23 protein-coding genes are annotated in these 19,623 nt (G+C 69.3%); 12 read left to right on the forward strand and 11 right to left on the reverse strand.

Annotation, left to right across the window (positions count from 1 at the left end; all coding sequences use genetic code 11):
- Positions 1–89: 89 nt before the first annotated feature.
- The 3 genes from DL990_RS10230 to DL990_RS10240 are packed head-to-tail and all read left to right on the forward strand — an operon-like array spanning position 90 to position 3,540.
- A complete protein-coding gene (locus DL990_RS10230; RefSeq protein WP_125793637.1) occupies positions 90–863 on the forward strand; it encodes an ATP-binding cassette domain-containing protein in 774 nt (257 codons plus the stop codon).
- A gap of 23 nt (positions 864–886) precedes the next feature.
- On the forward strand, positions 887–2,347 hold the full coding sequence (locus DL990_RS10235; RefSeq protein ID WP_125780232.1) for a sugar ABC transporter permease: 1,461 nt from the start codon (positions 887–889) through the stop codon (positions 2,345–2,347).
- 11 nt (positions 2,348–2,358) lie between these two features.
- Positions 2,359–3,540, forward strand: a complete 1,182-nt coding sequence (locus DL990_RS10240; RefSeq protein ID WP_125780234.1) for an ROK family transcriptional regulator — start codon at positions 2,359–2,361, stop codon at positions 3,538–3,540.
- 82 nt (positions 3,541–3,622) lie between these two features.
- Here the strand turns inward: DL990_RS10240 and DL990_RS10245 are convergent, their stop codons facing one another.
- The 3 genes from DL990_RS10245 to DL990_RS41730 all read right to left on the reverse strand — a co-directional run bounded on the left by DL990_RS10245 (position 3,623) and on the right by DL990_RS41730 (position 5,404).
- The gene (locus DL990_RS10245; protein WP_125780236.1) at positions 3,623–4,228 is read right to left on the reverse strand and encodes a TetR/AcrR family transcriptional regulator; all 606 of its coding nucleotides are present in this window, start codon (positions 4,226–4,228) and stop codon (positions 3,623–3,625) included.
- Complete coding sequence (locus DL990_RS10250; protein ID WP_125798541.1) at positions 4,209–5,072, reverse strand: alpha/beta fold hydrolase; 864 nt, start codon at positions 5,070–5,072, stop codon at positions 4,209–4,211. The genes DL990_RS10245 and DL990_RS10250 overlap by 20 nt, the downstream gene beginning before the upstream one ends.
- 152 nt (positions 5,073–5,224) lie before the next feature.
- Positions 5,225–5,404 carry a hypothetical protein gene (locus DL990_RS41730; RefSeq protein ID WP_016332937.1) on the reverse strand — a complete coding sequence of 60 codons (180 nt, stop codon included), beginning with the start codon at positions 5,402–5,404 and terminating at the stop codon, positions 5,225–5,227.
- A 339-nt stretch (positions 5,405–5,743) separates the two neighbouring features.
- Here DL990_RS41730 and DL990_RS10260 point away from each other — a divergent pair, with 339 nt between their 5' ends.
- Genes DL990_RS10260 through DL990_RS10270 form a run of 3 tightly spaced genes read left to right on the forward strand, consistent with a single transcriptional unit; the run spans position 5,744 to position 7,669 of the window.
- Positions 5,744–6,538, forward strand: a complete 795-nt coding sequence (locus tag DL990_RS10260) for a DMT family transporter (RefSeq protein ID WP_125780240.1) — start codon at positions 5,744–5,746, stop codon at positions 6,536–6,538.
- Between the two features lie 46 nt (positions 6,539–6,584).
- Positions 6,585–7,001, forward strand: coding sequence for a GNAT family N-acetyltransferase (locus tag DL990_RS10265; RefSeq protein ID WP_125798542.1), 417 nt, complete (start codon positions 6,585–6,587; stop codon positions 6,999–7,001).
- Complete coding sequence (locus tag DL990_RS10270) at positions 7,001–7,669, forward strand: hypothetical protein (protein WP_125798884.1); 669 nt, start codon at positions 7,001–7,003, stop codon at positions 7,667–7,669. The genes DL990_RS10265 and DL990_RS10270 overlap by 1 nt, the downstream gene beginning before the upstream one ends.
- On the opposite strand, the gene DL990_RS10275 is transcribed toward DL990_RS10270, so the two are convergent.
- The 3 genes from DL990_RS10275 to DL990_RS10285 all read right to left on the reverse strand — a co-directional run bounded on the left by DL990_RS10275 (position 7,644) and on the right by DL990_RS10285 (position 10,979).
- The gene (locus DL990_RS10275; RefSeq protein WP_125780415.1) at positions 7,644–9,083 is read right to left on the reverse strand and encodes an APC family permease; all 1,440 of its coding nucleotides are present in this window, start codon (positions 9,081–9,083) and stop codon (positions 7,644–7,646) included. The genes DL990_RS10270 and DL990_RS10275 overlap by 26 nt on opposite strands.
- A 67-nt stretch (positions 9,084–9,150) precedes the next feature.
- Positions 9,151–9,804: a response regulator transcription factor gene (locus tag DL990_RS10280; protein ID WP_125780244.1), complete on the reverse strand. Its 654-nt coding sequence runs from the start codon at positions 9,802–9,804 to the stop codon at positions 9,151–9,153.
- Complete coding sequence (locus DL990_RS10285; protein ID WP_125780246.1) at positions 9,801–10,979, reverse strand: sensor histidine kinase; 1,179 nt, start codon at positions 10,977–10,979, stop codon at positions 9,801–9,803. Before DL990_RS10285 ends, DL990_RS10280 begins: the two co-directional genes overlap by 4 nt.
- Positions 10,980–11,089: 110 nt before the next feature.
- On the opposite strand from DL990_RS10285, the gene DL990_RS10290 reads away from it, so the two are divergent.
- Genes DL990_RS10290 through DL990_RS10305 form a run of 4 tightly spaced genes read left to right on the forward strand, consistent with a single transcriptional unit; the run spans position 11,090 to position 13,525 of the window.
- Positions 11,090–11,680, forward strand: a complete 591-nt coding sequence (locus DL990_RS10290) for a hypothetical protein (RefSeq protein WP_125798543.1) — start codon at positions 11,090–11,092, stop codon at positions 11,678–11,680.
- Positions 11,677–11,883 carry a hypothetical protein gene (locus DL990_RS10295; RefSeq protein ID WP_125780250.1) on the forward strand — a complete coding sequence of 69 codons (207 nt, stop codon included), beginning with the start codon at positions 11,677–11,679 and terminating at the stop codon, positions 11,881–11,883. Before DL990_RS10290 ends, DL990_RS10295 begins: the two co-directional genes overlap by 4 nt.
- Before the next feature lie 17 nt (positions 11,884–11,900).
- Positions 11,901–12,278: a hypothetical protein gene (locus tag DL990_RS10300; RefSeq protein WP_125780252.1), complete on the forward strand. Its 378-nt coding sequence runs from the start codon at positions 11,901–11,903 to the stop codon at positions 12,276–12,278.
- A 47-nt stretch (positions 12,279–12,325) separates the two neighbouring features.
- The gene (locus tag DL990_RS10305) at positions 12,326–13,525 is read left to right on the forward strand and encodes a hypothetical protein (RefSeq protein WP_233620432.1); all 1,200 of its coding nucleotides are present in this window, start codon (positions 12,326–12,328) and stop codon (positions 13,523–13,525) included.
- A 49-nt stretch (positions 13,526–13,574) separates the two neighbouring features.
- Here the strand turns inward: DL990_RS10305 and DL990_RS10310 are convergent, their stop codons facing one another.
- The 3 genes from DL990_RS10310 to ppgK form a co-directional block, all read right to left on the reverse strand.
- Positions 13,575–14,096 carry a pyridoxamine 5'-phosphate oxidase family protein gene (locus DL990_RS10310; RefSeq protein ID WP_125780255.1) on the reverse strand — a complete coding sequence of 174 codons (522 nt, stop codon included), beginning with the start codon at positions 14,094–14,096 and terminating at the stop codon, positions 13,575–13,577.
- Between the two features lie 91 nt (positions 14,097–14,187).
- The gene (locus DL990_RS10315; protein WP_125780257.1) at positions 14,188–15,588 is read right to left on the reverse strand and encodes an RNA polymerase sigma factor; all 1,401 of its coding nucleotides are present in this window, start codon (positions 15,586–15,588) and stop codon (positions 14,188–14,190) included.
- 246 nt (positions 15,589–15,834) lie between these two features.
- Positions 15,835–16,596, reverse strand: coding sequence for a polyphosphate--glucose phosphotransferase (ppgK, locus tag DL990_RS10320; protein WP_199746348.1), 762 nt, complete (start codon positions 16,594–16,596; stop codon positions 15,835–15,837).
- A gap of 67 nt (positions 16,597–16,663) precedes the next feature.
- On the opposite strand from ppgK, the gene DL990_RS10325 reads away from it, so the two are divergent.
- Positions 16,664–17,482, forward strand: coding sequence for an inositol monophosphatase family protein (locus DL990_RS10325; RefSeq protein ID WP_125780259.1), 819 nt, complete (start codon positions 16,664–16,666; stop codon positions 17,480–17,482).
- Between the two features lie 81 nt (positions 17,483–17,563).
- On the opposite strand, the gene cei is transcribed toward DL990_RS10325, so the two are convergent.
- A complete protein-coding gene (gene cei / locus DL990_RS10330; RefSeq protein ID WP_125780261.1) occupies positions 17,564–18,247 on the reverse strand; it encodes an envelope integrity protein Cei in 684 nt (227 codons plus the stop codon).
- Positions 18,248–18,701: 454 nt separating this feature from the next.
- Here cei and DL990_RS10335 point away from each other — a divergent pair, with 454 nt between their 5' ends.
- Entirely contained in the window at positions 18,702–19,010 is a 309-nt protein-coding gene (locus DL990_RS10335) for a DUF4193 domain-containing protein (RefSeq protein ID WP_005164528.1), read from the forward strand.
- A gap of 105 nt (positions 19,011–19,115) precedes the next feature.
- On the opposite strand, the gene DL990_RS10340 is transcribed toward DL990_RS10335, so the two are convergent.
- Positions 19,116–19,616: a DUF3093 domain-containing protein gene (locus DL990_RS10340; protein ID WP_199746297.1), complete on the reverse strand. Its 501-nt coding sequence runs from the start codon at positions 19,614–19,616 to the stop codon at positions 19,116–19,118.
- Between the last annotated feature and the right edge of the window lie 7 nt (positions 19,617–19,623).

Below are 19,623 nucleotides of genomic sequence, written 5' to 3' on the forward strand. Positions count from 1 at the left end.
CCCGTTAAATCCAGACAACCGGGCCGGGGCGCTTCTCGCCAGACAAGCGCCCCGGCCCGGTCTCCAGCCGGGAGAATTCGAGAACCCCCATGAGCGAACCCATCCTCGAACTGAAGCAGCTGAACAAGAGCTTCGGGCCGGTCCACGTCCTCCACGACGTGGACTTCAACGTGCGGGCAGGCGAGGTCACCGCGCTGGTCGGCGACAACGGTGCCGGAAAGTCCACTTTGGTCAAGTCGATCGCCGGGATCCACGGCTACGACTCGGGCACGGTGAAGTTCCAGGGCGAACCGGTGAACATCCACGGCCCGCGTGACGCCGCGGATCTGGGAATCGAGGTCGTCTACCAGGACCTCGCCCTCGCCGAGAACCTCGACATCGTGCAGAACATGTTCCTCGGCCGGGAACGCGGCAGCAAATGGCTGCTCGACGAGGCCAGCATGGAGAAGGCCGCCCGCGAGACGCTCGCCTCGCTTTCGGTCCGCACCGTGAAGTCCGTCCGCACGCCCGTTTCGGCCCTCTCGGGTGGGCAGCGGCAGACCGTCGCGATCGCCAAATCCGTGCTGTGGGACTCGAAGGTGGTGCTGCTCGACGAGCCGACCGCCGCGCTCGGTGTCGCGCAGACCCGTCAGGTGCTCGACCTCGTCCGCCGCCTCGCGGAGCAGGGCCTGGGTGTGGTGCTGATCAGCCACAACATGGCCGACGTCTTCGAGGTCGCCGACCGTATCGCGGTGCTCTACCTCGGCCGTCTCGTCGCCGAGGTGCACACCAAGGACGTCACCCACGGCCAGGTCGTGGAACTGATCACCGCCGGCCGATCCGGCGACCTCGGCCTTGCCCGCCCCGAAGCCGCCGTCCTCTAGAACCAGGCGAGAAAGAACCGGAAATGACTGAGACACCCGCAAAGCCCGCCTCGCCGGAGGGGGGCAAGCCGTCGGCCGCCGCGCTCAACCCGTCGGCGGCCATCACGGATTTCGGCATCGACACGACATCGATGTCAACGCGCGAGGCGGTCGGTGACTACTTCTCCCGGCTCAAGGCGGGGCAGCTGGGTTCCCTCCCGGCGCTGCTCGGCCTGCTCGTGCTGGTGATCGTGTTCGCCTCGCTGTCGGACACCTTCCTGACGATGAACAACATCGCGAACCTGATGGCACAGGGCGCCGGCAAGGCGATCATCGCGATGGGCATCGTGTTCGTCCTGCTGCTCGGTGAGATCGACCTGTCCGCGGGCACCGCGTCCGGCGTCACCGCCGCCGTCCTCGCGATGCATTACGTGCGTAACGGCAACCTGTTGGGCGGCATGGGGAACGGCGTGTTCATCGCGTTCCTCGTGGTGCTCGCGATCGCCGCGCTGCTCGGCGTGATCCTGCGGATCTGGGCGGGTGTCGGATTCGCCGTGCTCGCCATCGCGCTGGTGCTGTCGGGAGCCGCGGCCAACCCGTGGATCGAGATGGTGCTCGCGATCAGCGTCGGTGGCGCGATCGGTGTCCTCACCGGGTTCCTCGTCTCGAAGATCGGGATGCCCTCGTTCGTCGTGACGCTGGCGCTCTTCCTTGCCTGGCAAGGTGTCATCCTCCAGTTCATCGGTGAGGGCGGCACGCTCGGCATCAGCACCTCGGACGTGTTGTTCAAGGTCGCCAACGGCAACCTGTCCACGATGGGCAGCTGGATCCTCTTCCTGGTCGCGGCCGGTGGTTTCGCCGCGGTGTCACTGGGCCAGCACTTCTCCCGGCTCAAACGCGGCCTGGTCACCCAGCCGACGCCGATGGTGCTGTTCAAGGTCGGCGCGATCGGCGTGGTCGCCGCGATCGCGACCTATCTGCTGACGCTGAACCGCGCGCCGAACCCGAACATCGTCATCTCCGGCGTCCCGTACGTCGTGCCGATCGTGCTCGGCCTGCTGGTGCTCGGCACCTACGTGCTCAACCGCACGCAGTACGGCCGCCACATCTACGCCGTCGGCGGCAACCGCGAGGCGGCCCGCCGCGCCGGTATCAACGTCGAGAAGATCCGCGCTTCGGTGTTCGTCATCTGCTCGGCGGTGGCGGCGATCGGCGCGATCGTCTACTCGTCGAAGGTCGGTTCGGTCGACCCGCAGGCCGGTGGCCTCAACACGCTGCTGTTCGCGGTCGGTGCCGCCGTCATCGGTGGTACGTCGCTGTTCGGCGGCAAGGGCCGGGTCGTCGACGCGGTGATCGGTGGTCTCGTGCTGGCGGTCGTGGAGAACGCGCTGGGCCTGCTGAAGCAGTCGGCGGCGGTGGTCAACATCGTCACCGGTTTGGTGCTGCTTCTCGCGGCCACGGTGGACGCGCTGTCCCGGCGCCGCGCGGCTGCGTCGCCGCGCTGAGTCCGCATGGAATGATGAAGCCCGTGACCAGCACACCCGTTGCACGACCAGACGAGGTGCGCAGGCACAACCGCACGACCTTGCTCCGGTTGCTGCACGTCAGCGGCCCGAGCACCAGGGCGACCCTGGCCACCGAGCTGGGGCTCAACCGCAGCACCATCAAGACCCTTGTCGACGGCCTCGCGGAAGCGGGGGTCGTCGAGGAGCGGGTCCCGAGGCCGGGACGAGGGGCGGGCCGCCCCTCGCTCCTGGTCCTGCCGCAGCCGCACGCGGCGGTGGTGCTCGCGGTCGACCTCCAGGTGGAACACGTCGCGATCGCGCTGGTCGGGTTCGGTGGCCAGATCCTCGGGCGCAACAGCTGGAACCTCCACGGCCGGATGCGGGAGGCAGGCGAGGTGATCACGCATGTGATCGAGTCGACCGCCGTGCTGGCAGGCGACCTCGGTGTGCAGCCGATCGCCGCGGGAGTGTCCGTGCCCGGCGTCGTCCGCCGGATGGACGGGTACGTCCACGAGGCGCCCAACCTGCGCTGGACCGACGTGGCGCTCGGGGAACGGCTGGGCGGTGTGCTGCGTATCCCGATCCTGGTCGGCAACGACGCCGAACTGGGTGCCATCGCCGAACACCTGCGCGGCGCCGCGCGGGGCTCGTCCGACGCCGTGTACGTCTCCGCCGACGTCGGTGTCGGGGGAGGGATCATCGCGGACGGTTCGTCGCTGCGCGGCGGCGCCGGGTACGTCGGCGAGATCGGGCATATGGCGATCCGGCCGGGCGGCCGTCCCTGCTACTGCGGGTCCAGCGGCTGCTGGGAGACCGAGGTCGGCGAGGCGGCGCTGTGCCGCGCGCTCGACCTGCCGGAGGACACCCCGCGTGGGGCGATCATGTTCGAACTCCGCGAATTGGGCCGAGACCCGCACGCGGCCGAGGAGCGGCTCTCGGAGTTCGCGGAATGGCTGACGCTCGGCCTGGTGAACGTGGTCAACCTGCTCGGCCCGCAGCTGGTCGTGCTGGGTGACCTGCTCACCGTGCTGCCCGAGTCGGTGGTGCGGTCGGTGGCGGCCGAGGTCCGGCGGCGGAGCCTGGTCAGCCGGGCCGTGGGCGGGACGCAGATCGTGAGCTCGGCGCTCGGTGCCGACGTGAAGCTCCTGGGTGCGGCCGAAGCGGCCTTCGAGATGATCCTGGACACCGTTTAGGCCTTGCGCGAATGCCAGGAAAGGACCGTTCCTTGCGAAATTTGCCAGGAACGGTCCTTTCCTGGCACCTGGTGACCGAGGATCAGCCGGGCTGCTTCACGAGGCCGGACAGCAGGGCCACCAGGGCGGCCAGGGCTTTCTCCTTCGCCGCTTCGGGGTCTTCGGCGTGCGCGATCATCAGTGCCGCCTCCGCGCAGGCGCTCAGCGCGAGTTGCGCCAGCTCCGGGATCGGCGCCTCGATCAGCAGGCCGTCCGCGGCGGCGGCTTCCAGGATCTCCGTGATCAGGCCCAGTCCGTACCGATTCTCCAGCTCGCGCCACTCCTGCCAGCCGAGGACGGAGACGGCGTCCGTGAGCGCGATCCGCACCACCTCGGGCCGCAGGCACAGGTCCAGGAACCGGCTCAGCACTCCGAGCGCCCCCGACCACGGATCCTCCGTCGCCCGCAGGACGGTCTGGAGTTCCTCGGTGATCTCCGTTTCGATCTGCTCGATCACGGCGCGGAACAGGCCCTGTTTGTCCCCGAAGTGGTGGTACAGCGCGCCGCGGGTGACGCCTGCCGCGCGGACGATCTCGTCGGCGGGCACGGCGGCGTAACCCGGTTCGGCGAACAACGTCCGCGCCGCCGTGATCAGCGCGGTCCGCGTCGATCGCGATCGTTCGGTCTGGCTACGTCGTGGCGTGGGCACGCAGGAATTCCACCATCACGGCGCTCAGCCGCTCCGGCTGGTCCTCCGGCACGAAGGCGTAGGAGTCCTCGATCGTCTTCAATTCGGCGTTCGGCAGGACCCCGGCGAGCTTCTCGCCCAGCCACAGCGGGAAGTGCCGGTCTTCGGGCGCCCAGGCCAGCAGGACGGGTTTCCCGAAGGCGGGCAGCCGCTCGGCGGCGGTCAGGGTGTATCGGTTGTCGACCCCGGCGAGGAACCGCGCGAGGTCTTCGCGGATCGCCCGGTCACGGCGGCTGGGCAGCAGGTAGGCGTCGAGGATATGGCCGGGGACCGGGTGTTTGGCCAGCCAGAGGAAGTCCGTCGTCTTCAGCAGCCATCGCCAGCGCAACGCCTGGATCATCGCCGGGACGCCGCCGGGCAGGCGCGCCAGCGTGCTCAGCCCCTTGAACATCGGCGGCAGGAAGCGCTCGAAGGAATCCGACGGGGTCAGCACGACCCTGCCCACCCGTTCCGGGCTCGTGGTCATGAGCAGCTGGGTGAGCGCGCCGCCCGTGTCGTTCGCGACCACGGTGGCGTCGGTCAGGTCGAGCACTTCGAGGAATCGCGCGATGAGCGCGGCGACCCCGGGCGGGCTCAGGTCCGCTTGGGGGACCGGGATGTCGTGCGAGCCCAGCGGCCAGTCCGGGGTCAGGCAGCGGAAACCGGCGTCGGCGACCGCGGGGGCCACCTTCCGCCAGAGCAGCCCGTTGGTGAGCAGGCCGTGCACGAAGACCACGGGAGGGCCTTCGCCGCGGTCGCGGTAGCGGATGCGGGCGCTGCCGAGGTCGGCCTCGTGCACCTCGCCGAGGAGGTCGCTGGTCGTCATGGCACTAACATACATGCTGTCTGTATGTTTTTGGAAGCCGCACGATGGCCGCGGCCGCTCCTGAACCGCGCCCAGGACCCCTGAGACAAAACAGGGCGGCCGGCGCGCTCCATCAGGAGCGGCCGGCCGCCGGGTGGTCGTGTACTGGTGGGCTACCGCTGAATGTCCGCGGACATTTCCTTGAGCTTCGTTTCGTGTGCGCGGGCGTGGTGACCACAGAAGAGCAACTCGCCACCGGTGCTGAGAATGGCCCGAACCTGGGCTGCAGCTCCACACCGGTCGCATCGGTCGGCAGCGGTCAGTTCGGGGCGGGTGAGCGTCGGTGAAGTCATTGGAGTCTCCCTCCGTCCCGGCACCGGTGGCCCGGTGCCATCGATCCAGCTACGACCACTTCGGCACTGATGCCGGCAACGTTCGTTCCCGGCCCCGCCGTGTTCGTGCTTCCACTCTTCCAGACGTTTGGCGACCCGCAAGTGTTCCCGTGCGGGTGTCTCATTTGTCACTGGTAATTACCTCGTATGCCGTAGCGTAATCACGCAACGTAGGAGAAGACTCCCCGTGGAACCGTCTTTTCCCACGTCAGGCACCATGCGAGCGTGGGTATCGCAGTCGTCCGGAACCGTCTTCCGAGCGCGCCGGCGCCGGTCTTGTTCGTTCTCAGCGGAATTTCCATGTACGCCGGTGCGGCCGTCGCCGTAGGTCTCTTTTCGGTCGCCTCACCCGCGGGGGTGGCCTGGCTTCGTTGTCTCGGGGCGGCGGTGGTCCTCCTGGCGTGGCGCAGGCCACCCCGCTCGGCGTGGACCGGGCGCACGTTCTTGCTCGCGGGTGCTTTCGGCATCGTCACCGCAGGGATGAACGTGCTCTTCTACGAGGCGATCGCGCGGTTGCCGCTCGGCACCGCGGTCGCCCTCGAGTTCACCGGACCCGTGGTGGTGGCGGCGTTCGGTTCGCGCACCCGCCGGGACGTCTTCGCGCTGCTGCTGGTGGCGGCCGGGGTGATCGCCATCGCGGACGTCCGGCTCGAAGGCAGCCTGCTCGGTGTGCTGTTCGCGCTGGCCGCGGCGGCCGCCTGGGCCGGGTACATCCTGCTCGGGAAGCGGGTCGCCGTCGGCGGGAACGGGATCGACGGGCTGGCCGTCGGGTTCGCCGTCGGCACCGTGGTGCTGTCGCCGCTGGCGTTCGGCACCGGCGAGGTGTGGGCTTCGCCACGTCTGCTGCTGTTGGGCATCGGGGTGGGCGTGCTCTCGACCGTCGTGCCGTACGCGCTCGACCAAGTGGTCCTCCGCAAGGCAGGGCGGGCGCGGTTCGCGCTGCTGCTGGCGTTGCTGCCGGTCACGGCGGGGCTGATCGGCTTCCTGTGGCTCCGGCAGGTCCCGACCCTGCCCGAGGCGATCGGCACGCTGGCCGTCGTCGCCGGGGTCGCGCTGCGTTCGCCGGGGAAACGCGATGGCCCGGCGCCTTCCTGAGCGGGATACTGACCAGTCTGTGGCGCTTCGAGCACCAGGAGGACACGTGGCCGAGATCCGGCGGGCAGGTACCGTCGAAGAGGTGGTCGCCGCCCAGCACCTGTTCGACGGCCCGGCGCAACGGGCGGCGTCCGAGAAGTTCCTCGCGGCCGAGGAGAACCATCTCCTGATCGCCTACGAGGACGGCGTACCCGCGGGGATGATCACCGGCACCGAGGTGACGCATCCGGACAAGGGCACCGAGATGTTCCTCAACGAACTCGACGTCAGCCCGGACTACCAGCGGCGCGGGATCGGCCGTGACCTGGTCGACGCGCTGGCCGGGATCGCGCGGGAACGCGGCTGCCGCGGGATGTGGGTCGGGGTCGAAAGGGACAACGAGGCCGCGCTGGCGACCTACGCCTCGGCAGGGGCGTCGAACGACGGACCGTTCATCATGCGGTCGTGGACGTTCGAAGACTGATGTCCTCCGGAATCGACGGCGACCGGACGGGGCTGTCCGGCCGCCGCTGGCTGCCCGGCGGCGAGCATCTCGTCGCCGTCGCGCGGGCCGAACTCCCGCAGAAGGACGGGCTCGCCGGGCCGTTCACCGCGCTGGCCGCCCTGCGCGCGGCGGGTTTCGACGTCGCGGGCCAGGACGAGGTCGCGGCGCTGGCGGGTACCACGCCGGAGGGTCTGTCGCGGGCGATCGGGACGCTGTCGGGCGGACGGCTCGCCGCGGTGTCCGCCACCGGGAACTGGGCGCCGCAATCGGTGTTCATGCTGCTGGCCGCGTTGTGGCGGCTGCCGAGGGTCGCGTTGATCGCGGAGGTCGACCCGGCCGAATTCGGTGCGCACGACACGCCGGTGCGAGCACTGCTCGACTACCTCGACACGGGTATCCCGCCGCTGTGGTCGTCCCGCTGGCGTCCGCCCGCCGGGCATTTCGTGCTGGCGACCGGGATGCGGATCGGCGCCGAAGGAACCTTGGTGTCCATCATGGACGGTTATCCGTCCTTGGGGGACAACGGATTGCACGACCAGCCGGTGGAATGGGTGGCCGCGGCGCTGAAGCGGATGCTGATCGTGGTGGACGACGCCGACGCCGAGGCCGCCGCGTCCGCGATCACGACGGCAGGTCTGTGGAGCTGACTTCGTCCTTCGCGAAGCGCGAATGCCCGCGCCCGTAGAAGACGTAGATCAGCAGGCCGAGCAACAGCCACGCGGCGAACCGCAGCCAGGTCATCACGTCCAGGTTCAGCATCAGATAGAAGCACGCCAGCGCGGCCGCGATGGGCAGGTAGGGCGAGAACGGCACGGTGAACGGGCGCTCCAGATCCGGACGGCGCTTGCGTAGCACCGGGACCGCCACCGCGACGATGATCATCGCCGACAGCGCGCCGATGCTGACCATGTCGGCGAGTTCGGAGATCGGCACGAAGGCGGCCAGCGCCGCGATCAGCACGGCACCGGCGACGGTCATCCGGTGCGGGGTGCCCCAGCGCGGATGCACCGTGCCGAACTTCTTCGGCAGCAGGCCGTCGCGGCCCATCGCGAACCCGATCCGGCCGATCGTCACCAGCTCCACCATCATCACCGATGTCAGCCCGGTGACCGCGCCGAGCGAGATCAGCGCGCCCACCCAGTGCTGCCCGACCCGGTCGAAGGCGTCGGCGAGCGGGGCGCCCGTGTCGATCTCGGCGAACGGCACCATCCCGGTCAGGACCAGTGAGACACCGATGTAGAGCAGCGCGCAGACCCCGAGCGCGCCGAGGATGCCGACCCGCAGATCGCGTTTCGGGTTCACGGTCTCCTCGCCCAGGTTGGCGAGCGCCTCGAAACCGGTGTAGGCGAAGAAGACGACAGCGGCGGCCGTCACCATTCCGGCGATTCCGTAGACGGACTGTTCGAGCCCGAGCGCGGCTTGCACGATCGGCTGATGCAGGGTGCTCGCGGTCTCCGTCGGTGCCTGCGCGGGCGGGATGAACGGCGTCAGGTTCTCGCCGCGGATGTAGAACACGCCGACCGCGAGGATCAGCACGCACACCGCGACCTTGACCAGCACGAGCAGATTCGTCACGCGCGCCGATTCCTTGATCCCGAGGACGGCGATCACGGTCAACACGGCGATGATCGCGACAGCGCCGATGTTCACCTTCGCGTCTTCGCCGAACCAGTCGGGGGAGAGCCCCATCAGATTCGCGAGATAGCCGGACCACCCGCGTGACACGACGGCCGCGCCGAGGGCGAATTCCAGCAGCAGATCCCAGCCGATGATCCAGGCGAAAGTCTCGCCGAGGGTGGCGAAAGCGTAGGTGTAGGCGCTGCCCGCCGTCGGCACGCTGGAGGCGAGCTCGGCGTAACAGAGGGCGGCCATCCCGGCCACGACGGCGCCGAGCACGAACGAGAGCGTGACCGACGGGCCCGCGTGGGATTTCGCTTCGACCCCGGCGAGGGTGAAGATCCCGGTCCCGATGATGATGCCGACCCCGAAGCCGACCAGATCCCGCCCGTGCAGACGGCGTTTCAGCTCACCGGAATCCTGCCGTTTCAGGACCTCGTCCACGTCCAGAGTTCGCCGCATGAGAGGTCACGCTAGAAGAACACCGGCCACCTCGCAGATCGGTGCGGGTTCACCTCTCCAGCACGACGCCGTTCTCCTGCGCGAGGATCGCCGCCTGCACCCGCGACCGGAGGTCCAGCTTCGTCAGCACCCGCGAAACGTGTGTCTTCACCGTGGTCTCGCCGATGTGCAGCCGCGTGCCGATCTGCGCGTTCGACAGGCCGCCGCCCAGGCACGCCAGCACTTCACGCTCGCGTTCGGTCAGGTCTCCGAGCCCGGCGGGGACGAGGGAAGGCTCGCGCGTCCCCGCGGCGAAGGCGGCGATGAGCTTCCGCGTGACCTGCGGGGCGAGCACCCCTTCGCCCGCCGCGACCAGCTTCACCGCTTCGATCAGTCTCGCCGCCTCCACCGACTTCAGCAGGAACCCGGCCGCGCCCGCCCGCAGCGCGGCGTGGACGTACTCGTCGAGATCGAAGGTGGTCAGCACGAGGACTTCGCACAGGCCCTCCGCGGTCAGTTCCCGCGTGGCCGCGATGCCGTCGACGCCGGGCATGCGGACGTCCATCAGCACGACGTCCGGCTTCAGCGCCTTCGCCTGGCGGACGGCGGTTGCGCCGTCCGCGGCCTCGCCGACCACCTCGATACCCTCGGCGTTCCCGAGGATCATCATCAACCCGGCACGGATCGCGCCGTGGTCGTCGGCGACCAGGACTTTGACGGTCAAGACCCCTCCAGAGGCAGTTCGGCGCGGACCAGCCAGCCGCCGCCGGACGGCCCGGCGGCGAGGGTGCCGCCCACCGCGGCGGCGCGTTCCCGCATGTTCAGCAGACCGAGTCCGGTCCCGCCGTCGTCGAGGCGGCCCGGCTGAAGATCATTGCGCACCTCGACGGTGAGTATGCCGCCGCGCGAGCGGATGTCGAGGACCGCGCGTCCGCCGGGGGCGTGTTTCACCGCGTTGGTCAGCGCTTCCTGCGCGATCCGGTACGCGGTCAGATCGACCGCGGCGGGCAGCGGGGACGACGGGTCCGGCACGGAACCGAGCTCGACCTCCAGCCCGCTCGCCCGCGCCGATTCGACCAGTTTGGACAGTTCGGCCAGCCGCGCGGGCGCCGTCGGCTCGATCTCGGTGTCCGCGCGCAGCAGCCCGATCATCGCGCGCATCTCGTCCAGCGCGCTCACACTGTTCTCCCGCACCGATTCCAGCACCTTCCTGGACAGCTTCGGGTCGGCGGTGGCCATCGACAACGCGGCCTCGGACTGGATCGCGATCGCCGAAAGATGCCCGGCGATGACGTCGTGCAGATCCCGCGCCATCTTCGAACGTTCCCCGGCGACGGCGGCCCTCCGGTCCAGTTCGCCGATCGTGGCCAGCTGGACCGCGTTCGCCCGTTCGTTCTCGGCGATGTCCCGCTGCTGCCGCACGTTCGCCGCCCACCACACCGGGGTGACGAGGAACGGCAGGAACGCGAACGCCACCAGGATCGCCGTCCGCCACTGCGAGGAGAGGACGAGCGCCAGGCAGATCACCGCGAGTGTCCCGATCGCGGCGATGCCGATCATCACCCTGCTCATCCGCCGCGAGCCGTAGAGCGTCGTCGCGTAGAGGAAGTCGGTGAAGACGACGAGGATCGGCAACGAGGGGCTGATCGCCACGTCGACGGCGACCACGACCAGCGCGCCGAGCAGCGCCCACGGGACCTTGCGGCGCAGCATCTCCAGCGCGCACAACGCGGTCAGCTCGGTCAGCCGGATCCACAGCGGCGTCGAGTCCGGGCCGTTGAGCAGCACCTGCGTGCCGCTGAGGTAGACCAGGACGCCGATGAGCCAGGTGCCGAGCGCGATGACGAGGTCCTGCTTCCACAGCGGAAGGTGATTCAGGCGCGGGACCAACGTGGGCACCACTCCATCCCAGCACACCGGGGCGGGCGGCGGGGTCCTACGAACTGATGACGATGCTCTCCTGCCCTTCACCGACGCGCCGGACCGCCGTCGGGGGCGAAGCTCGGAGGGTGAACAAGATCTGGGACTTTTTCGCGGAGAATCCGATGGCGGCGGTGATCGCCGCGGGGGAGATCGGTTTCTGGGTCGCCATCGGCGCCGGCCTGCTGGCCCGTTACCTGCTCCGGCTCAAACGGACGAGCACCGTGCTGCTGGCCCTCACCCCGGTGATCGACATCGTGGTGCTGGTCGCGACGGTGCTCGACCTCCAAGGCGGCGGCAAGGCGAACTTCGTGCACGGCCTCGCCGCGGTGTATCTCGGCTTCAGCGTGGTGTTCGGGCCATCGATGATCCGGTGGGCCGACGTGCGGTTCGCGCACCGGTTCGCCGGCGGGCCGCCCCCGCCGCCCAAGCCGAGGGGACGGGAGAAGGCCCGCGTCGAATGGCGTGAATGGGGCAAATGCGTACTGGCGTGCGGGATCGCCGCCGCCGTGCTGCTGGGGCTGATCTTCCTGGTGGGCGATGGCGAACAGGTCGCGCCGTTGTGGGGCTGGTTGCCGCGGCTGGGGGTCGTGACAGCCATCTGGTTCGCCACCGGGCCGCTGTGGCAGGAGCTTTCACCCAAGAACGACGACCGCGTTTCGGAAGGGACACGACGATGATCGAACTACTGGGGATCCTCCTGCTGGTGCAGGGCGGGGGAGGGCTGATCAACCGGCTGCTGGGCAGTACGAATCCGAGCTGGTTCGTCCAGCTCCACCTGCTTCCGCCGGGGATGCACGTGGTGGCGAGCGCGCTGATGGTGGCCGCCGGAGTGGGGTTGCTGTTCGCCGAGCGCGCCCGCAAGCAACGCCGACGCTCGTAGCGGGATTACCATGGGGCATGGCCACCGGGCCTGTCGCGCTGTACACCGTTGTCGCCGTGGCGCCGTCGGTTCTCTTCTGGTGCGCGCTGAAAGTGCCGGCCGTGGTGCGCCGGTGGCGGCGGCGCCGGGAACCGGAGGCGCCGGCCGGGCCGCCCATCGAGCAGCTCGCCGCCGATCTCCGCCGGGTGCACCGGCTGCTGGCGGAACTTCCGTCCGGCGCTTCCGCCGTCCGCCGGTACGGCACCAGACAGGCGTACGACGCGCTGCTCGTCCAGGCCTGCCGGGAGGTCGAGGTCGACCACCGGCTGGACGAGCTGCCGGAGGGCTTCGACCGCGCGATCGAACGGTTGCGCGTCGAGGAATCCCTGGCCGAGCGCGGGCTTTCGGTGTACTGACGCGGGTTTGTATCGAATGTATACGCGTGGCCGGGAGGCTCGCGGACATGAAGAGGCTGGGACTTCTCGCTTCACTGCTGCTGGTGTTCGCGCTCATCCCCGGGGTCGCCTCCGCCGCGGCCGCCTTCCCGAAGATGGACGCGGCCACGGTCGACGGCTTCCGCTGGACGTCCGGTTCGTCCTTCGACACCTACGGCACCCGGATCGCCGCGCTGGAGAAACACCTCCCGCCGCGCGGTCTGCCGGAGATCCTGTCGTCGGCCAACCGGAAGGCGCGCCCGCTGTGCCATGGCACCTATCTCGCGGCGGCGCTGAAACCGGCGGGATTCTGCTGGGAGGACGCCAATGACGACAAGACCAACGACTGGATCCCGCAGGGGCTGACCGGTTCCGGGGACGCCGACGCGGCGACCGGGAAGGTCGGCGGGAAACGGGTCGTGACGGCCTCCTGGCACACCCCCGGCGACACCATGGTCCGGCTGTCCTTTGTGGACGCCACCGGACTCGGCTACCGGCACGTGCTGCTCGTGGAACCGACGTCCGACGACAACTTCGCCGTCGTGCAGGGGCACGGGCACGGGATGACCTGGATCGGGAACCGGCTGTTCGTCGCGACCACCGGGGGAGTGGTGCGGGTCTTCGACACGACGCGCTTCTGGAAGGTCGACGACAGCTCCGGCGTCGTCGGGAAGGGCCCGGACGGCAAGTACCACGCGGCTTTCTACGACTACGCGATGCCGCAGATCGGCGCCTATTGGTATCCCGGCGGGGGGACCTGCACCAACGCCCCCGGGACGCGGCCGTGTCTCGCGACGATGTCCTTCGACCACAGCGACGGCTCGATCGTGACCTCGGAGCACATTCCGAAGGCCGCGGGCGGCCGGGTGCTGCGGTGGCCGTTCGACCGCGCGACCGGCCTGCCCAAGGTGTCGGCCGACGGGACCGTGCACGCGAAGGAAGGGTTCGTGTCGCCGGTGTGGGGCATGCAGGGAGCGGTGGCGCGCAACGGATATTTCGTGATGACCGGTGTCTGCCCCGAGTACGCCGGGGTGGCGGGCGACCATCCGTCGTGCCTGCACGGCGGGGTCGGCGGGACCTCGACGTCGCGGCTGAGCGGGAGGGCGCCGGTGAACTCCCAGAACCTGTCGTACTGGCCGGCGACGGGGGAGCTGTGGCTGATGAACGAGCAGCTCCGGGAGCGGGTGACGGTGCACGTGCCGTGGACGACCCTGACCGGCAGGCCCTGACACGGCACGCGAAAGTCCCTCAAGGAGGCCTTCACGGACCGGTTCGCGGTCAAGGGGCGAAGTCCCAGCGCGTGGCGCCGTGCGGTTCGGCGCCGGCCACGCCGATGGCGCGGCGCAGGGTGAGGCGGTACAGGTACCAGGGCGGCGGTCCCGCGCTGGGCGCGCTGAAGGGAGCCGTGAGCGCGTCGCCCTCCACCGACGCGGGCCAGCCGCCCGTCCGGTAGACCGCCGCCACCCGCCCCAGCGTCGCCGGGTCGGTGATCCGGTGCGCCTCACCCTCCATCGTGAGGTCGATTCCCCGCAGGCGCACCGAAACCGCGCACGCCGGGTTCGCGGCGAGGTTGCGGGACCGGCGGGTGCCCGGCCCGCCTTTGAAGTACAGGGCGTCGTCCACCCAGACGGCACCGACACCCGCCGAATGCGGGCGTCCGTCGGGGCGCACGGTCGTCACGAAGAAGGTCAGGTCGGCGGTGGGCGTGTCCTCGGCGAGGATTCCGCGCGGACGGCTCCACGGCAGCTCCGCGGAGCCGTAGCGGTCGAGGTTCTGGGTCGAAATCGGATTCGTCGTCATACCCACGCGTCGAACGGGCGAGCCGCGATTCGACACCGGACGCGAAAAACCCCGCCACCGAACGGTGACGGGGTCTTCCGCGAGCCTGGGATCAGTCCAGGTAGTCGCGCAGCACCTGTGAACGCGACGGGTGACGCAGCTTCGACATCGTCTTCGACTCGATCTGCCGGATGCGCTCACGGGTCACCCCGTACACCTGGCCGATCTCGTCGAGCGTGCGCGGCTGGCCGTCGGTGAGGCCGAACCGCAGCCGCACCACACCCGCCTCACGTTCGGACAGCGTCTGCAGCACCGACTGGAGCTGGTCCTGCAACAGCGTGAACGACACCGCGTCGACCGCGACGACGGCCTCGGAGTCCTCGATGAAGTCACCGAGCTGCGAGTCGCCCTCGTCGCCGATGGTCTGGTCGAGCGAGATCGGCTCGCGGGCGTACTGCTGGATCTCGAGGACCTTCTCCGGGGAGATGTCCATTTCCTTCGCGAGCTCTTCGGGGGTGGGCTCGCGACCGAGGTCCTGCAGGAGTTCACGCTGTATGCGGCCGAGCTTGTTGATGACCTCGACCATGTGCACCGGGATACGGATGGTGCGGGCCTGGTCGGCCATCGCGCGGGTGATCGCCTGACGGATCCACCAGGTGGCGTACGTGGAGAACTTGTAGCCCTTGGTGTAGTCGAACTTCTCGACCGCGCGGATCAGACCGAGGTTGCCCTCCTGGATCAGGTCCAGGAACGCCATGCCACGGCCGGTGTAGCGCTTGGCGAGCGAGACCACGAGCCGGAGGTTCGCCTCCAGGAGGTGGTTCTTCGCCCGCTCACCGTCGCGCACGATCCACTTGAGGTCGCGCCGCATCTGGGTGACGAGTTTCTCGCCCTCCTCCTCGGCGTTGCGGACGCGTTCGGCGGCGTAGAGCCCGGCCTCGATGCGCTTGGCGAGCTCCACCTCCTCCTCCGCGTTCAGCAGGGCGACCTTGCCGATCTGCTTGAGGTACGCGCGGACCGAGTCGGCCGAAGCGGTGAGCTCGGCGTCCTTGCGGGCCTGGCGCAGCGCCTCGGACTCTTCCTCGTCCCAGACGAAGTCCGGGTTGTCGGAGGTCTTTCCGGCGTTCTTGTCGGCCGTCGTGCGGCGCCCGCGCGGGGGCGTCTCTTCGACGTCCTCCTCGGACTCCGCGTCCTCTTCCGTGTCCTCGGTGACCGTCGCGTCGACGACGTCCACCTCGACCTCTTCCAAGTCGGACAGATCCGGGGTTTCGAGGTCGGCTTCGTCGAGCTCTACCGGACCGTCTTCCGGATCGCCGTCTTCGGTCTTGGCACCCTTGGTGGTGGGTTTCTTGGCCGGAGCCTTCTTCGCCGGGGCCTTCTTCGCGCCTGTCGCCTTGGCGGCGGTCTTGCGCGCCGCGGGCTTCGCCGCGTCGGTGGCTGCCTCGTCGGCCGGCTCGCCGGCTGCGGTCGCTGTCTTCGTCCCGCTTCGGGTTGCGGTTCTTGCGGCTGCCACTTACGCCCTTTCGCAGCGGTCGATCATGACGAGCCGAGGCGTGATGGTCTCGGCTGCCTCAAACTTCGGGGAACACCCCTCGGCCTGCGGTTTCCCTCGTTCTCGTGGGTGCCGCCGCCGTGGGCCGTGTTCCATTGTAACGACGATACGTGACAGCGTCGCGGCGCGGACCACCACCCGGCGGGCGCGACACGCCGTGCGACCCGCCGAAGTGACATCCGTGGCGTGGATGTCAGCGCGATCGCGTCAGTGCTCGATGCCCTCCGCGGCGGCGGCCGCCGCGCCGACGATGCCCGCGTTGTTCTGCAAGGACGCGACGATCACCGGCGTGCGGATGTCCAGCAGCGGGACCCATTTGTGCGACTTCTTGCTGACCCCGCCGCCGACGATGAACAGATCCGGCCAGATCAGGTTTTCCAGCACGGAGAGATACCTGTTCACCCGTTCCGCCCATTCGGGATACGAGAGGTCCTCGTTGTCCTTCACCGACGCCGCGGCCTTCTTCTCCGCGTCGAAACCGTCGACCTCGATGTGGCCGAATTCGGTGTTGGGCACGAGCTTGCCGTCCTGGAAGACCGCGCTGCCGATGCCGGTGCCGAAGGTCAGCAGCGCCGTCACACCGCGTTTCGCGATCGGGTCGCCCCAGCGGATCTCGGCCATTCCGGCGGCGTCGGCGTCGTTGAGCATCGCGATGTCGTCCACACCGCGGCCGAGTCGTTTCGCGAACAGGGCGTCGGCGTCGGTGCCGATCCATTTACGGTCGATGTTCGCCGCGGTGCGCGCGACGCCCTTCTTGACCACCGCGGGCAGGGTGACGCCCACCGGGCCGTCCCAGCCCGCCTGGCCGGTGATCTCGGCGACGACGTCCGCCACCGCCTCCGGGGTCGACGGCTTCGGCGTGTCGATGCGGATCCGGTCGCCGATCAACCGTCCCTCCGCCAAATCGACCAGCGCGCCCTTGATCCCGCTGCCGCCGATGTCGATACCGAAACCTCGGGTCGCCTCCACCACGGACGTGGTCCCTTCTCGCACGATTCAGAAGCCTGCCTCGGAGACTTTAACCGGATGTGGTGACATGGCGGACGTGGGAGTTGACGAGACGTTGCTGAAGAGTGTCGCCGAGCGTGTCGCGGGCGAGGCCGCCGAACTGGTCCGCGAGGCCTGGACCGGGATGAACGCAGGGCGCGAGGTGCGGGTGGACACCAAGTCCGCCGACACCGACGTGGTGACCGCGGTGGACCACGAGTCGGAACGGCTGGTGCGTGCCCGGCTCGCCGAACTGCGGCCCGAAGACGCCGTGCTCGGCGAGGAGGGTGGCGGGGCCGCCGGCGACGGGGTGACCTGGGTGGTCGACCCGATCGACGGAACGGTGAACTTCCTCTACGGGCTGCCGTGGTTCGCCGTGTCGGTGGCCGCGCAGGTCGGCGGGGTGTCGGTGGCGGGCGCCGTCGTCGAACCGGTCAGCGGCCGCCGCTGGACCGCCGCGCGCGGGCAGGGCGCGTTCCTCGACGGGCGGCGGCTGTCGGTCAACGCCCCGCGGCGGCTCGAGCTGACCCTCGTCGGCACCGGGTTCGCCTACAAGGTCGAACGGCGGACGAAGCAGGCCCGGTTCGTCGCGGAACTGGCGACCAGGGTGCGGGACGTGCGGCGCAACGGGGCCGCCTCGCTCGATCTGTGCGCGGTCGCGGCGGGCTGGCTGGACGCCTACGTCGAACACGGCCTCGGGCATTGGGACTGGGCCGCGGGGGCGCTCATCGCCGCCGAGGCGGGTGCGCTGGTGTCGCTGCCGGGGGAGGACGCCGAACTGGGGCCGGACGCGACCTTCGCGGTGGCGCCGTCGATCGCGGCTCCGTTGCGTCAGGCGCTGGTCGACTCGGGCGTGGGCGCTATCTGAGAGGGTCCGGCACGCGCTATGAAGGACGCTTTCATTGCAAAATTTGCAATGAAAGCGTCCTTCATAGCGCTTGAGCGAGTCTCAGCAGGGAGCTTCGCGAGCGGCCTTCAGCAGCGTCTGGTCGATCACCGGGGCACCGCCGCCCGCCGACTGCTCACCGCCGCCGCTGCCCTGCTGCGCCTTCGACCACTGCGTGAGCTGGTCGAGCACCTGGCGCGCTTCCGCCTTCGGGCGGACGTCGCCGAGCAGGGTGCCGGTGGTGAACGTGACCGAAGCGTCCTTGCGGTTGTCCTTGACCAGTTCGGCGCACGGGACCACCAGGCTCAGCGTGCGAGCCGCGGCCGCGCCGTTCTCGCCGAAGCGGATCTGGCCGCGGCATTTGGCTTCGGCGTTCTTGTAGGCCGGGTCGACGTCCGGCTCGAGCACCTGGGAGAAACCGAGTTCCCGGAGCGTGCTGGTGACGATGCCGCCTTGGCCGCGGACCTGGGATCCGTTGAGCACCTGGACGGCGACCTTGTCCGGCGGGACCGGCGCCCGGTCGTCGAGTCCGTTGTGCGCCAGCGGCGTGTAGGTGACACCTTGCTGCGGGACGGGCGGCGGATCGCAGCGGATCTTGGCATCGATGTCGGCGTTGCTCGCCACGACGTTCATCCAGACGATGACCGCGCCGAGTGCCATCACCCCGATGACGATGAGCGCGGGCAGCGGCTTGCGTTTGCGATACGGCCTCGCCCCGCGGTCCCCGATGCCGTTCCCCGACGCCACCTGCCAGTCCCTTCCCCAAAGCCCGGATCCCCGGACGGTGCTTCATCTCACCATCGTGTCCGATCAGCCTATGCGTTGTGACGAAGGTGATCGGCGCGGGCCTCCGGATAGCACCACGCGATGGCCACTCCGGGCAAGCAACCGAGCCCAAGGGGTGAGGTACCCGACGCGGGCACAACCCATTCGGACGACAGGCGTCTTGACAGCAGGGTTCCCCCTGTTGGGTGACGTAATCCCGGCAATGTCTGACTCGTTGCAGAGCCGGTATCGGCGTGAGCTACCCTTCGCGGGCTCAGGCGGCAGTAAGAGGCGCAAAAGAGAGACCTCGCTCACTGCCCAGCCGGGCACAAACAGGGGCGCTGGGACGTTAACCAGCGGCACGAAGGACTCACGAGCCGCGCGCTCGCGGGTCCGGGCCATCTGACATCGAAAGCATCGCAGGGGTGAGGGACAAATGGCGACCGACTACGACGCTCCGCGCCGCAGCGAAGCCGACGAGCTGGCCGAAGACTCGTTGGAAGAGCTCAAGGCACGGCGCAACGAAAACCAGTCCGGCGTCGTGGACGTCGACGAGGACGCGACCGCCGAGAACTTCGAGCTGCCGGGCGCGGACCTCTCCGGACTTTCCGGGGAGGACCTGACCGTCAAGGTCGTGCCCAAGCAGGCCGACGAGTTCACCTGCTCCGTCTGCTTCCTGGTGCACCACCGCAGCAGGCTTGCGGAAGAGAGTGGCGGACGGCTCATCTGCCGCGACTGCGCCTGAGCCTACGGGCACAGGGGACGGCGCGACAGGGGTTTCGGGGTTCGAACAGGAATAAGGGGGCCGGCCGAGTGGCCGGCCCCCTTTCCTGTGTCCAGGAGTTCGAACCTATGCCTGGGACTTCGAGGCGGTCTGCCGCAGCAGCGCGGCCACCTTCTCCGGGTGCCGGGTGCTGAACAGCCAGTACGGCGTCGGATCTTCGGGGTCGGTGAGCCAGACCCGCACGACCGGGCCGACCCAGCCCCGGTGCAGCACGAAGGCCGCCGGATCGGCGTCGCGGCCGAGCGCCTTGCGCTTCGCTTCCTTGTCGATGACGTCGACGTCGCCGACGAACTTGAGCGGCAGATGCGCGTCGCGCAGCCACAGCTCCGGCTCGGCGCCACCGGTCACCCGGACGCGGGACCGGCCGAGCGAAACCATCAGCGCGATCACCGCGGGGATCAGCACCACGTACGGCAGCCAGCCACGGAGCCCCGGGTAGCCCATGTCGATCTCCGCCGCCAGCAGCCCGCCGCCCAGCAGCGGCAACGGCCAGCCCCACCACGGGACGTAGAGCCGCTCTGAATGCTTGACGGCGCCGCCTTCGGCCGTGTTCACGCTTTCACCCACGCCTTCA

Source organism: Amycolatopsis sp. WAC 01416 (assembly GCF_003947485.1).
Taxonomy (GTDB): Bacteria; Actinomycetota; Actinomycetes; order Mycobacteriales; family Pseudonocardiaceae; genus Amycolatopsis.